Raw genomic sequence first — 13,623 nt, 5'->3', positions numbered from 1 at the left:
TGGCGTTATCCTGAACAAAACCCGAATCAATTAGAATATAATTTTTAGATAGGGAAAGAAATAATTGCTGAGTTTAGGTGGATAAAAACAGCATCAGGTATTTTTCGGTCAATTAACAAAAACTTTAGATTGAAAAAAAGCCTGTTTACCTTCAAAAAAATTGTAACTATAAAGTTATATAGCAATCAGCTTAAATTAAATTAAATTTTGATGGAAAGCACTAATTTTATCAGCCTAAAAACAGCATTTATGAAGAAAATTTTTACAACTGTATTGTTTGCCGCAGGATTTGCCTCGATGCTTACTGCACAAACCCGCCCGGCAGATTCTACCCGGCGAACGGTATTGCCATCTGGTTTTGCCGGAGCTGTAACGCGTGCCCAGCCCAAACCCTACAAATCGGTTATCACCGAAAAAGCCGTAACGCGCCGCGGTTTGTTTAAAACCCATAAGGTTGATGATAAGTATTATTTCGAGATTGGCGATAGCTTATTAAACCGCGAAATTTTGGTAGTCAGCCGGATTTCCCGTGCCGGTGCCGAAGTGCGCGAAGCTGGCGGCTATGCCGGAGACCAAATTGGCAGCAGCGTGGTCCGCTTTGAAAAAGGACCGAGTAACCGCATTTTTATGCGCAAAATCTCTTATCGTACTTACAGTCCGGATAGTACCAAGTCCATGTATCAGGCCGTTCAGCGGTCTAATATTCAGGCAATTGCGGCTGCATTTAATGTGGCTGCCTATTCTCCGGACAGCAAAGGCAGCGTGATTGATGTTACCGATTATATCAACGGGGACAATGATGTGTTTTTTTTCAGTTCTGCCAACGCAAAACAGCGTTTTCGTTTGGGTAACTTGCTGTCAGACAGAAGCTATATTGCCAACATCCGTAGTTTTTCCAACAACATCGAAATCAGCACCGTAAAAACGTATAGTTTGGCAGCGGCCCCTTCTCCGTTTGGGCGTGCCGCTGTGCCTGCCGGAGGAGGTGCAAATGCTTCTTCCGGATCAGAAACGGTTGAATTAAATACTTCATTGCTGGTTTTGCCACGAGTGCCGATGCAGCCACGTTTTTTTGATCCGCGGATTGGTTATTTCACTACCGGTTATACCGATTTTGATGTAAACCCACAAGGCGTAAAAGAAGTGCAGCTGATTGCCCGCTGGCGTTTAGAGCCCAAACCGCAGGACATGGCCAAATACAAGCGCGGTGAACTGGTGGAACCTAAAAAACAAATTATCTATTACATCGATCCGGCAACGCCAAAAAAATGGCAGCCTTATTTAATTGCCGGTGTTAATGATTGGCAGAAAGCGTTTGAAAAAGCAGGTTTTAAAAATGCCATCGTGGCCAAAATTGCCCCAACTTCCCGGCAGGATTCTACCTGGAGTTTGGATGATGCCAACCACTCGGTCATCGTTTACAAGCCTTCTGAGACAGAAAATGCCAGCGGTCCGCACATTTCTGATCCGCGCAGCGGCGAGATTTTGGAAACGCACATCAACTGGTTTCATAATGTGCAAAAATTAGTGCACGACTGGTATATGATCCAGGCCGCGGCCATTGACCCAAGAGCGCGCAAAATGGTTTTTAGTGATGAGCTGATGGGAGAACTGATCCGTTTTGTGTCATCTCACGAAGTTGGCCATACACTTGGTTTGCGCCATAATTTTGGTTCGAGTTCTACCGTTCCAACCGAAATGCTTCGGAACAAAGCTTTTGTAGAGGCGAATGGCCATACGCCTTCTATTATGGATTATGCCCGTTTTAATTATGTGGCACAGCCGGAAGACAACATCAAACCGGCCGGCATTTACCCCAGAATTGGCGATTATGACAAATGGGCAATTGAGTGGGGCTATAAACTGATGCCGGAATATAAAAGTGCAGAAGCAGAAGTTTCAGCTTTAAACAAAATAACTGTTGCGCGTTTAAAAGATCGGCGATTATTTTTCGGAACAGAATCTAACCCGGACGACCCGCATTCCCAAAGCGAAGATTTAAGTGATAACGCCATGAAAGCCAGCACTTACGGTATCAAAAACCTGCAGCGCATTTTAGTGAAATTGCCGGAATGGACCAGGGAAAAAAACGAAGGTTATGATAACTTGGAAAACATGTACAACCAACTGACTACACAATTTGGCCGCTACATGGGCCACGTAAGTAAAAACATTGGTGGCATTTACGAAAACCCAAAAACCATAGAGCAAAGCGGGGTTGTTTATGAATATGTGCCTGCATCAACCCAAAAAGAAGCAATGCTGTTTTTAGACAAGCAATTATTTACCACGCCAACCTGGATGCTGGACAAAGAGATCATGAGCAATATTGGCCAAAATCCGGTGCAGGTGGTATATCGTTTGCAAAACAGCGTGCTTGACCGTGTGATTACCAACCACAACTTATATAAAATGATTTCTGCGGAGGCGGCCAACGGAGCAAGTGCTTACAAGATCACTGATTTTTTTGGTGATATGCAGAACATAATTTTTAAAGAACTCAAAACCAGCCAGCCCATTGATGTTTACCGCCGCAACTTACAAAAAATGTATGTGGCAAAGTTGATCGAGTTGATCAAACCAAACCAAACTTCAACGGCTGTTTTGTTTGCACAAGGCGGCAGGAGAGGCCCGGGCAACGCCCCTGATCCGGAGAAAGAAGATACCGATGTATTGTCTGTTGCCAAAGGCCAGCTCCGCAGTATCGAAACGATGATAAAAACCGCTTTGCCCACAACTTCAGACAATTTGAGCAATTACCATTTGGTGGATTTGAGCGAGCGGATCAACCTGGCTTTGAACCCGAAAAGTTAAGTTTTAATTTCAAATCAACATAAATATAAAAAAGGCAGGCCGCATGGTTTGCCTTTTTTTATGGGATAAAAACAGTATTTGTTTTTGTCCTACCCCCTTTCAAAGGAGGAAGCAACCAAAGAAATTTATAGTTTTTTTTGCCCCATCCCAAACCATACTTTTTCCCTGAGCTTTGCCAGTAATAAATCAAAGCAGTCCAGCACCACCATTTGTTGTAGTAGTAATAAACCAACTGCCATTTGGCAAAGTTAGCGGGCAACATCCGCCACTGGCACCCTGTTTTGACCACATATAACACTGTATTCCAGATAGAACGTAGGCTATGCTCCCTTTTTCTATCGTTTGACTGTAAAGTTTTCTCAATAAATTGCCACTGGGTTTTTGATAGGATCGGCCCCAGGGTACAGCTTTTCAAGGTTTCGTCACCACAAAAAGAACAACCCTGACCGGTCTATCCAAACCTTTAACATTCCTTTTGTTTGAATTTTAAACAGGCCCTAAAAACATTACGGTAAAAAAAATTTAGGAAAACTAATACTTCTTTTATCAATACTTTTTTGGGCTGATGCTGTAACAATGATTTTCTATAACCGTCAAAAAGTATTTCTCACCCAAAACCCAAAACCAATGAACTGGAAATTCAGCACTAAAAAGCCCGAAAATCAACCCAAAAAAAGCAAAGCGCGCGAATGGTTTGATGCCATTTTGTTTGCCGTGGTGGTTTCTACTATTTTCCGCGGATTGCTGTTTTCTGCGTATGCAATTCCGTCCGGCTCGATGGAACGCTCGCTTTTGGTTGGCGATTATTTGTTTGTGAGCAAAATCAGTTATGGTGCGCGGATGCCTTTTACGCCAATTGCCGTGCCGTTTTTGGAATCAACCCTGACTACCGACAGTGTCAAAACCTATTGGGACGGCGTTAAATTGCCTTATTTCCGGCTGCCCGGTTTATCGGAAGTCAAAAAAGGCGATGTAGTGGTTTTTAACAAACCCGAAGAAGTGGACAAGCCAATTGACGTGCGCACGCTGCTGATTAAACGCTGCCAGGCCACGCCGGGCGACAAGCTGACGATTATGAACGGACAGGTTTTTATCAATGGCAAGGCCAGCCCAAACGCTGCTGCGGCACAAACTTCTTACCTGGTTACAACGGATGGCCGCGATATTAACCCGGATATTTTTCAGGATCTGCACATTGAAATCCGGCAGCAAATGGCCGCAAATGTTTTTGAAATGATTATCCCAACCGAAAACCTCTCCATTTTAAAAAGTTATTCTAACGTGAAATCCGTTGTGCCGGTTTATCAGCCGAAAGGTGAATTTGATTTACAGGTTTTTCCGCACAATGCTCGTTTTAAATGGAACGAAGACAATTTTGGTCCGCTGGTTTTGCCAAAAAAAGGGATGACAATCGCATTGAACGATTCGACCATGATTTTATACAAACGTGCCATCGAATTTTACGAAAACAACAAAGTTGCGCAAAAAGGCAATGCTGTTTTTATCAATGGAAAATTGGCAAAAAGCTATACTTTCAAACAAAATTATTACTGGATGATGGGCGATAACCGTCATAATTCGCTGGATTCGCGCTTTTGGGGTTACGTGCCCGAAGACCATATAATCGGCAAAGCGATGATAACCTGGATGAGTGTGGACAGTTCTGCTTCTTTAATCAATAAAATCCGCTGGGACCGGATTGGGAGGTTGATCAGGTAATCCACACAAATTTTCCCTATAAAAAAAGCTTCCTTATTTTGAGGAAGCTTTTTTTATGCACTAAATTTTTAGTGGATTTAGTGTTTCAACGTATCTTTTAATCCATTAGTACTGTCTTTCATCGAACCGGTTTTTGTTCCGACAGTGTCAGAATTGCCGGGTTTTGCCCGGTCGCCGTTAGAACTGTTGCAGGCTTCTATGCTACCCGTTGCAGCAAAAATCAGGATAAATAAAATAAATTTTTTCATAATGCCGTTTTCAAATAAAGAGGTTTACTTCGGAGATTTTTGTGTGCTTTTTTGATAAACAGAATCAGCACCGGTCATGCCTTGTGCGGTAACGGTTTGGTTGGCATTTGTGTTTCCGCTGGCCGCACTTCCTCTGTGCGCAGCTACGCCGCCAACTTCTTCGCGGCGGTTATCTGTTGTATGGGAAGTATCATTTCCGGCAGTTTGTGATTGCTGAGCTGGCATTGCAGTTTGCGAATCTTTGTTAGCCTTATCACCACTGCCGTTACAGGCCGAAAAAGTGAAAGCGGCCATCGCGGTAAAAATAGCCAGCGTTATTTTTTTAGTTTTCATGTTGATTGGTTTAATATGCGGACAACATTACTCAGCAAAATTAGTTTAATTGATTTCGTAATAAATCAGCCTCAAAACAATGCTTTAAAGCATTTTGTTCCAACTTCATGGAAACTAAACAAACATTTGCAGAAATTATCAAGGGCGATAAACCCGTTTTGGTTGATTTTTTTGCCACCTGGTGCGGCCCATGCAAAACCCAGGCCCCTATTTTAGATGGTTTAAAAAACACTTTGCATGACGAAGTTACTATCCTGAAAATTGATGTGGACAAAAACCCGAAAGCGGCCGCAGTTTACCAGGTACAAGGCGTGCCAACGTTGATTTTATTTAAAAGCGGACAGGTTAAGTGGCGGCAATCCGGTGTGGTTAGCGGCGCACAGCTGCAGGAGATAATAAAAAATGTACGGTAAAAACAGTATCAAAAACTATCGTTTAGCTGTTCGTTTAGTTTGTTGCTGAGGAAACGGCTGTGTTCATAAAAATACCGTTTCCGGTTAAAGCCCAAAACCCATTGGATGCCGCGGGTGGCATTGGTCAGAAAAACTTCTTCCGCTTCGTTCAATATCTGCGGATTGATTTGCGCCTCTGTAACCTGGATGCTGTTTTTAAGGGCTAAATCCATCACTGCCTGCCGCATTACGCCACGGATGCAGCCTTCACTTAAAGCCGGCGTGTATAAAATATTATTGTATTTGATAAAGATATTGGAACTGATGGATTCGCACAAAAAACCATGCTGATTCAAAATAAAAGCATCGTTTAGCCGGTGTTTTTGCTTGAAAATCCCGGCCAGCACGTATGTCAGAGAGTTGCAGGTTTTAAGGTTGGCCAGCATGTTTACAGGTTTTTGCATTTCCTCATAAACATTCATGATCAAGCCTTTGGTATTTAATGTATATTGCTGGTCTTCCAACGTTTCCCACTCAATACTGTAACCAAATTTCTGCTCTTCAGGCGTGTATAACCCATCCGAATCCCGGAAAACAGTTAAGCGCAAACGGCCATTTTTAGCTTTGTTCCGGTTAGCTAATTCTTTTGCCTTTTCCACCAAAAAAACGGCATCTAAAACGCTGTAATGATCAAACTTTAAAGCCCTCATGCCCATTTGCAGGCGTTTGGCGTGCAAACCGGCAAACTGCAGGTTTCCGCGGATCATGCGCATACTTTCAAACAAACCGTCGCCGTAATGAAACGAACGGTTATTGAGCCGAAGCACCTGCTGATCTGCCGTGACAATAGAACCGTTATAATTGTTAAATACTAAAGACATCGCAAACTAAAACAACCCAACTTCAGTTCCATTGCTTCCGTAAGCAACATATTTTTGCCATTTTTCTAAAGCCAGCCGAAAATCATCCGGTAATTCAGCTTCAAAATGAACGTATTTTCGGGTTTCTGGATGAACAAAACCCAGCGTTTGCGCGTGCAAAGCCTGGCGCGGCAACAGCTCAAAACAGTTTTCTACAAATTGCTTGTATTTGGTAAAAACTGTGCCTTTCAAAATTTTATCCCCGCCATAAACCGCATCATTAAACAGCGGATGGCCAATATGTTTTAAATGCGCACGGATTTGGTGTGTGCGGCCGGTTTCCAGCTGGCATTCAATCAGGGTAACATAGTTTAAACGCTGCAAAACCTTGTAATGCGTTACGGCCCATTTGCCTTTTTCCTCATCATCATAAATAGACATTACACGCCGGTCTTTTAAACTACGGCCAATATAGCCGGTTATTGTCCCGTCTTTTTCCAGATCGCCCCAAACCAAAGCCAGGTATTTGCGGGTGATGGAATGATCAAAAAACTGCCGCGCCAGCCAGGCCATCGCCCTTTCGTTTTTACTGATCACGAGCAGGCCTGAAGTATCTTTATCAATCCGGTGCACCAAACCCGGCCGGCCCGAATTACCCGGCAATTCCGGCAATTGGTTAAAATGATAAACCAGGCCATTTACCAGCGTTCCTTCATAATTGTTAAAACCCGGATGCACTACCATACCGGCTTGTTTGTTGATGATCAGCAAATCATCATCTTCATATAGGATGTTGAGCGGCAGGTTTTCCGGATAAACTTCGGTATCGCGCGGCGGATGCGGCAAAACCACCGAAATTACATCGTGTGGTTTTACTTTGTAGCTGGCTTTGATCGGTTTTTCATTCACCAAAACATTGCCCAGTTCGATACCGTTTTGAATGCGGTTCCGGGTAACGTTTTCTATCCGGTTCATCAAAAACTTATCAATGCGCAGCAAAGCCTGGCCTTTGTCCACCACAATCCGCAGGTGCTCAAAAAGTTCTTGTTCGGCTTCTTGTTCGTACAGTATTTCCTCGTCCATCAGCCACAAAAATAGGTTTTTTTGGGAAGAACCATTTTCGGCACAAACCGTAAAAACCGGCATGAAAAAAATGTACAAATCACTGGTTTTTGGGTTGATGCTTCTTTTATCGGCTAAAATTCAGGCACAGGATTATATTTCTGCGTTGGTAAAATCCGGCCCGGGCGATGCCACCAAACTGGCCAATGCTTACCTGCAGCCGCTTTTTAAAGGTTTCGGAAACGGCATTAACAACGGCTGGAACAACACGGCAAAAACCAAAACTTTGCTTGGTTTTGATCTGCGTGTAGGCTCGTCTTTGGTGATTATCCCGGCTTCGGATAAAACTTTTGACGTTACCCAAATCGATTTGTCAAACAACGTTAGACCGGTGGATGCCAGCAAAACCATTGCACCAACCATCGCCGGGAACATGGCCGCGCCACAAATTGCAGTTTATGACGACAACGGCCGGAAGCTGGAAACGTTATCGCTACCAGCAGGTGTACTTTCTGTTGTTCCAGCACCGCAAATACAGCTTACGGCGGGTTTGGTTTATCATACCGAAGCTTCTTTACGTTACATGCCGACTATCAATTTTGGTGGTAATATTGGTTCTGTTTCCATGTTTGGTATTGGGCTGAAGCACAACATTTTGCAGGATTTTGTTGGAAAAACTATCGATAAGGTTATCCCGCTTGATCTGGCAGTTAGTGCTGGTTTTACCCGGTTAAAATACCATTTGGCTGTTAACGTAAAACCCGATCAGGGCGCGCAACCTAAAGATAATCAGCAGAATACAGATTTTGGCAATCAGCGTGTGGAAGGCAAATTTAACGGTTTCAATGCCGAATTGATCGTTTCCAAACAAATCCTGTTTTTTACGCCTTTTGCTTCGGTTGGTTATTTATCGGCCAATACAAACGTAGGTTTGCTGGGCAATTATCCCATCACCACCGGCATCAACAATATCGTGCAGCAGCAGCCAACTTATACTACTTTTACCAACCCGATTTCGATCAAAGAAAACAGCGTGAGCAATTTAAAAGCAAGTTTGGGTTTTCAGTTAAACCTTGCTTTTTTCCGTTTTTATGCTTCGTACACGGCTTCGCAATATCAGTCGGTCAACGCAGGTATTGGTTTCGGTTTATAAATTGATTTCCTTTACGGGATGGATTTTCAGTTCAACAGTCCCGTTCAAAAAATTGAGGATGCTGTTTTTAGCGACCAAAATTTGGAGTTTTACCTCAAGCGCGACGACCTGATCCATCCGCTGATTTCGGGCAATAAATGGCGCAAATTAAAATACGTTTTACAGGAAGCCCGTCATCAGCAAAAAACGCATTTGGTAACTTTTGGCGGTGCATTTTCCAACCATTTGCTGGCAACAGCGGCGGCCGGAGCAACATTTGGTTTTAAAACTACCGGTTTTGTCCGGGGTGATAAAGTGCATAATGATACGCTATTTATGTGCCGTTTATTGGGCATGAAGCTGATTTTTACCGATCGGGAAAGTTATCAGCATAAACCGGAATTGTTCGCCGCATATTTTCAAAACGATCCGGAAGCATTTTTTATTGATGAAGGCGGCGCATCCGCCCTGGCGGCAAAAGGCTGCAGTGAACTGGTAAACGAACTGCCCGAAAAATATGATCATCTTTTTTGTCCCTGCGGAACCGGAACCACAGCCGCCGGAATTATCAACGGCTTGAACAACAACCATTTATCAACCCAGTTTCATGCAGTCCCGGTTTTAAAAAATGCCGGCTGGATGCAACAGGAGATCGAAAAATACCTGCTAAAAGAAGCATCGTTCATCAACCAAACTAATTACGCTTTTGGCGGATATGCCAAAACCACGCCAGCACTGTTGGCTTTTATAAAGCAGTTCATTGCAAAAACCGGCATCCTGATTGATCCTGTTTATACCGGAAAAATGCTGTTTGCAATTTACGATCTGGCCAAAAAAAATTATTTCAGCCCAAATTCAAAAATTTTGGCCATTCATACCGGCGGCACATTTGGTTTAATGGGGATGAAAGACCGATTTGGTTTGTTTTAAGTTCTTCTGAATTAAAAAAATCGCCTGAAAGTAAAATTCTTAAAGTCGGTCCATTTTTTCAGTTGAAGAATTTAATTATATTTGGAAATAGTTTATACCGCTGATAATATGTCCGAACTCCTTGAAGATCATTTGTTTAATCAATCCACAGAACCACTTATTTTAATTAAACCCGATAGCCCGTATTTTACTATTGTTAAATATAATGCCGCTTTTGAGGCAGTCAGCCGCACGGCAGGCATGGATATTATCGGTAAAAGTGTGACCGAAATATATAAATGGAACAGCAAAAACGAGGACAGTGCACTGCTGATCCATGATATGCTGAACGAAGCCATCACCAAAAAAGAAACAGTCCATCTGCCGGCCGTGCAGTATGATTTGACCGATGAAAAAGGCAACATCATCCATCCAAGCTGGTGGCAGGCCATTTATGAACCGATTTTTTCTGCAGATGGCGAAGTGGAATTTATACTTTGCACCACCAGAAACATCACCGATAAGATGCCGGGCAAAAAAAACCGCAAGAAAAAAGCGTAAGTCGTTTAACTGATGTTTAAAATTGATTTTAGTTTGATCAGATTAGCTTTTTCAGGCTGCCGATCAGTTTTTTCAAGCTGCAAGATCAAAGCGGCCAGGGCAGCATCAAAAGCTTTTTCTGCGCCGCTTCGGGTTTCGTGTTTTACGCTGAGCAGCAATTCCGGCAAACTGATTTCGTAAAAATTGTTTTTTACAAAAACCGTAGCCGAAAGCTGCCTGTTGAATGTATATTTTTTACCTTTTGCAACCGCCTTTTGCAGTTGATAAGGATATAAATCGTGCTTTGGGTTTTCCTTAATCAGTACCTTTTCATACTTGGGCCTTTTGCCAAACAGGTCATTTTCTTCGCCGGTTTTGATGTATTGGTAATAAGTTTCAACAGGTTCTTTTGTTAATTTAACGGCCTCCGGTACCAAACTGCTTTTTAAAGATAAATCTGCCCACTGCCAAAATAAATGTAAACTGCTGGCAGCTTTGCCAAAATACAAGTGCAATTGTGGCCGTTCTGTTAAATCTGCAAAAGGTTTAAATATTTCGATGCGTTGTTTGGCATTGTACCGGGCTGATAACTTCCTGATAACATCCGGGTTGAAAATTTCCGGGCTAAAAACAGTATCAACAAACAACGTAAACAGTTCTTCTTTTAAAAGTGCGGCATTTTTAAGCAACCGGTATTGTCCGTTCAGCGCGTTGATGCCAACTGAAAGTGTCAAACCCTGATCAACCAGTTTTAGATCATGTATCGGTAAACTGCATTCGGCCGCAAAAACATTGATTTCTTTTTTTATGGAAGCTTTTACTTCGCTGTTCCTGAAATACAACTCTGCCAAAATAAAACTGTGGAAAGATAAATTCAGGGCAGACAAAACCCAGGCTAAAACTTTTGTGTCAGGCCCGGTATCAGGTTCAATCCGCAGATAAAGCAAATTTCCCGGAGGCGTTGAAGCTGGTTGTTGATGCAAATGACAAAAATTAATAAACTATGATTTCTGTTGAAATAAACTGCTCCATTCAAAATCAAAAAACCCAAACACGCTTAAATTGTGTCGGGTTTTTTGCTGAATTGAATTGCGTTTAAGAAATAAATGAATCAACTTCCCAAATTATCCCACTGAAAAACAGTCGATAAAAGAAGCATCGCACAAATCATCACACTGAAAATAAGGTGATAAAAGAAGCATTGGCTGAAAATACAATCAGCTACAACACAATCCGTTTGCCCGTTGCGGCCGATCTTTTGGCGGCATCCAAAATTTCCATCACAATCATGTTGTATTTCAGGGAAGACAAATCGTCCGTTCCCGGGATTTTGTTCCGCAAAACAGCCGTCAGGTAATTAATGGGCGAACTAATATCTGCGGCCAAAGGTTCAGCGGTTTTGGCACCTTTTTTATTTTCACGCATTCTGGTCACCAGGTGGTTATTATCAAGCGCATGTATGTAACCCCTCTGCCCAAAAACCTCCATATCTTTAATCGAAAACGGCCAGTTCCAGGAAGCCTCGATCAAACCGGTAGCTTCGGGATATTCTACAATAATGGTGGCATCATCATCCACTTTCGGATAGATTTCGGGCTTGTAATGGCGCGTAACGGCGGTAACGGCAATGGGTTTGCGGCCTTTCATCAGCCAGGTCATCAAATCGGCACCATAGCAGCCAAAATCGTTTAAAGCTCCTGCCCCGTTCAAAACCGGGTCTGTCAGCCAGCTTAAAAATTCAGGACTACAATTGATTTCTTTCGGTCCCTGATGCCCGTCATGGACAACCATTTTTCTAATTATACCGATACTGTCCTGATCCACCATATCATAAACCGTTTTATTGGCCGGGTACCAGGTGGTTTCAAAATTAGTGAGCACTTTGATATGATATTGATTGGCCAGCTTTTCAATCTGTTTGGCCTGTGCAAGTGTGGCGGCCAGCGGTTTTTCCACCATCACAGGTATGCCAAAAGGCGCGCAAGTTTCCACCACTTCCAAGTGCTTCCCTACCGCGTTATAACCCAAAACAGCATCCGGTTTTTGGTGGGCTAAGGCCGTTTTTAAATCATCATAAAACAAATTTTCGGGCAGATGATAAAGCCTGGCAAATTTTTGCTGCAGCTGTTTGTTGGGTTCGGCAATAGCAATGATGGCTACGTTACCTTTATTATACTGGCTTAAAATGCCATGGATATGATCGTGATTCAAACCTGCAACCACAACTTTTAACGGGTTTTGAGCCAAAGTTATGCCTGATAAAAACAGCATCGCCGCTGCTGCTAAATATTTTTTTATGCTGATCATAAACTAGGAATTAAATGATAAGATATAATTGAATGCACAATTATACTTTATTACAATGAAAATATTTTAACAAGCAATAATTACAATTGTAACAATTGCAGCGAAGTAAGCTTGAATTTTGAATTGAAAAATGTAATAATTCATTGGTTCGCAATTTCACCCGGCATTTGCAATATTTGAAAATTTGCCCATAAAAAAGCCAACGGCAGATTTTGGCATTCTGAAAAAAAGTATCATAAAAACAGCAAAAAGTAGCACCGATAGCGGCAAATCATAATTTACATTTGAAACTGACATGCTGAGGTATTTTTGTTTGGTATTAACCCGTTCAAACCAATAATTTCGGCCTGTGGCAACTGCACCAATTATAGATAAATTGATCATCCGGCTTTTTTTAATCTCTTTTTTAACGATGTTGGCAGGAAACGAAACGGTAAATGCCCAAGCTGACCATAAGGTTTGCGCGCAAAGCCTGGCAGTGCTTAAACACGCGGTTAAAAATGGTGAAACGTTTTTTATAAAAGTACACGCAGCCGAAAACCTAATCCGGGTAGGGCAAACCGCCGGGCTGGAAGCAGAATTTATACTGCTAAAAGAAGCATCGCCAGATAATCTGATTGGTGCAACAAGGGTTTTGGCGAGATTGAATGTACATCAGCATGAAAAATATCGGCATTATATTGATGAGCTTTTTAATCAGTTTAAAAGCGGGGCAGACCGAAAAACACAGTTGACAGCTTTAGAAAGCTTAGGTAAGCTGGGTTTTAAAGAACCGCTTCCGGAAATAAAATTACTTGCTGATACCGGCACCAACGGCTTTAAAGGCATGGCGAGATGGGTGCTGTCAAACAGTAATAAAGAAACTGATGAAAACCGATTATCAGAACTTTTACTATCTAAAGATGAAACGGATTACCGTTACGCTGCTTATGCATTACGTTTTAAACCTAAAGTTAACGCTTTAACAATAAAGCGTTTAGGTCAGTGTTTACAAAATTTAAAACAGGATGATCCGGCAAGGATTTATGTTTTAAGCAGTTTTTTTGTACATGATCAATCACCCGAAAAAACACCGGTAAAAACAGCATTGCTTACTTATTTGACCGGCGAAACCGGCCAGCGTTATGAGCTTGCCGAAGCTTTGGGTTTAGGCGGAAATAAAAACGATTTACAGGTTTTACAAAAGTTGTTAAACGATGAAAACACGGATGTGCAGGTTGCCGCGGCCAATGCCATTTTGCGGGTAATGCACTGCGGGGATTGAAGGTTTTGTTGATGCTGTTTTTATCGCCTAAAAAATTATAAAT

At 42.3% G+C, this 13,623-nt stretch carries 14 protein-coding genes and 1 pseudogene; 7 read left to right on the top strand and 8 right to left on the bottom strand.

All coding sequences use genetic code 11. The annotated features are described in order from the left end of the window. Positions 1–210 precede the first annotated feature (210 nt). Positions 211–2,814 carry a zinc-dependent metalloprotease gene (locus ACOFKR_RS07475; protein ID WP_419803395.1) on the top strand — a complete coding sequence of 868 codons (2,604 nt, stop codon included), beginning with the start codon at positions 211–213 and terminating at the stop codon, positions 2,812–2,814. A gap of 265 nt (positions 2,815–3,079) precedes the next feature. Here the strand turns inward: ACOFKR_RS07475 and ACOFKR_RS07470 are convergent. Beyond that, positions 3,080–3,229, bottom strand: a pseudogene (locus ACOFKR_RS07470) (transposase); the annotation flags it as partial. A 212-nt stretch (positions 3,230–3,441) separates the two neighbouring features. On the opposite strand from ACOFKR_RS07470, the gene lepB reads away from it, so the two are divergent. After that, positions 3,442–4,533 (top strand): signal peptidase I, encoded by a 1,092-nt coding sequence (gene lepB, locus ACOFKR_RS07465; protein ID WP_419803394.1) that lies wholly within the window; start codon positions 3,442–3,444, stop codon positions 4,531–4,533. A 77-nt stretch (positions 4,534–4,610) separates the two neighbouring features. Here lepB and ACOFKR_RS07460 read toward each other — a convergent pair whose 3' ends face one another. Both ACOFKR_RS07460 and ACOFKR_RS07455 read right to left on the bottom strand, forming a co-directional pair. Continuing rightward, positions 4,611–4,781 carry a hypothetical protein gene (locus ACOFKR_RS07460; RefSeq protein WP_419803393.1) on the bottom strand — a complete coding sequence of 57 codons (171 nt, stop codon included), beginning with the start codon at positions 4,779–4,781 and terminating at the stop codon, positions 4,611–4,613. 24 nt (positions 4,782–4,805) lie between these two features. Next, positions 4,806–5,114, bottom strand: a complete 309-nt coding sequence (locus ACOFKR_RS07455) for a hypothetical protein (RefSeq protein WP_419803392.1) — start codon at positions 5,112–5,114, stop codon at positions 4,806–4,808. Positions 5,115–5,221: 107 nt separating this feature from the next. On the opposite strand from ACOFKR_RS07455, the gene trxA reads away from it, so the two are divergent. Beyond that, positions 5,222–5,527, top strand: coding sequence for a thioredoxin (gene trxA / locus ACOFKR_RS07450; RefSeq protein WP_419803391.1), 306 nt, complete (start codon positions 5,222–5,224; stop codon positions 5,525–5,527). 8 nt (positions 5,528–5,535) lie between these two features. Here the strand turns inward: trxA and ACOFKR_RS07445 are convergent, their stop codons facing one another. Both ACOFKR_RS07445 and ACOFKR_RS07440 read right to left on the bottom strand, forming a co-directional pair. Continuing rightward, the gene (locus ACOFKR_RS07445; RefSeq protein WP_419803390.1) at positions 5,536–6,387 is read right to left on the bottom strand and encodes an aminotransferase class IV; all 852 of its coding nucleotides are present in this window, start codon (positions 6,385–6,387) and stop codon (positions 5,536–5,538) included. Positions 6,388–6,393: 6 nt separating this feature from the next. Then, positions 6,394–7,449 (bottom strand): RluA family pseudouridine synthase, encoded by a 1,056-nt coding sequence (locus ACOFKR_RS07440; RefSeq protein ID WP_419803628.1) that lies wholly within the window; start codon positions 7,447–7,449, stop codon positions 6,394–6,396. Positions 7,450–7,510: 61 nt separating this feature from the next. Between ACOFKR_RS07440 and ACOFKR_RS07435 the strand changes: the two genes are divergently transcribed. From ACOFKR_RS07435 to ACOFKR_RS07425, 3 genes are all read left to right on the top strand, one after another. Next, entirely contained in the window at positions 7,511–8,581 is a 1,071-nt protein-coding gene (locus ACOFKR_RS07435) for a DUF6588 family protein (RefSeq protein WP_419803389.1), read from the top strand. Between the two features lie 18 nt (positions 8,582–8,599). Continuing rightward, on the top strand, positions 8,600–9,490 hold the full coding sequence (locus tag ACOFKR_RS07430) for a 1-aminocyclopropane-1-carboxylate deaminase/D-cysteine desulfhydrase (protein ID WP_419803388.1): 891 nt from the start codon (positions 8,600–8,602) through the stop codon (positions 9,488–9,490). 108 nt (positions 9,491–9,598) lie between these two features. Beyond that, positions 9,599–10,030, top strand: coding sequence for a PAS domain-containing protein (locus ACOFKR_RS07425; protein ID WP_419803387.1), 432 nt, complete (start codon positions 9,599–9,601; stop codon positions 10,028–10,030). Between the two features lie 5 nt (positions 10,031–10,035). Here ACOFKR_RS07425 and ACOFKR_RS07420 read toward each other — a convergent pair whose 3' ends face one another. From ACOFKR_RS07420 to ACOFKR_RS07410, 3 genes are all read right to left on the bottom strand, one after another. Further along, a complete protein-coding gene (locus ACOFKR_RS07420) occupies positions 10,036–10,992 on the bottom strand; it encodes a hypothetical protein (protein WP_419803386.1) in 957 nt (318 codons plus the stop codon). Between the two features lie 238 nt (positions 10,993–11,230). Beyond that, complete coding sequence (locus ACOFKR_RS07415) at positions 11,231–12,316, bottom strand: Gfo/Idh/MocA family protein (protein WP_419803385.1); 1,086 nt, start codon at positions 12,314–12,316, stop codon at positions 11,231–11,233. Between the two features lie 156 nt (positions 12,317–12,472). Next, entirely contained in the window at positions 12,473–12,700 is a 228-nt protein-coding gene (locus tag ACOFKR_RS07410; RefSeq protein WP_419803384.1) for a hypothetical protein, read from the bottom strand. Positions 12,701–12,728: 28 nt separating this feature from the next. Here ACOFKR_RS07410 and ACOFKR_RS07405 point away from each other — a divergent pair, with 28 nt between their 5' ends. Beyond that, entirely contained in the window at positions 12,729–13,580 is an 852-nt protein-coding gene (locus ACOFKR_RS07405; RefSeq protein WP_419803383.1) for a hypothetical protein, read from the top strand. Positions 13,581–13,623 lie beyond the last annotated feature (43 nt).

This window comes from Mucilaginibacter sp. (assembly GCF_965201005.1).
Lineage (GTDB): Bacteria > Bacteroidota > Bacteroidia > Sphingobacteriales > Sphingobacteriaceae > Mucilaginibacter_A.
This window is presented reverse-complemented; position numbering and strand designations above follow the sequence as displayed.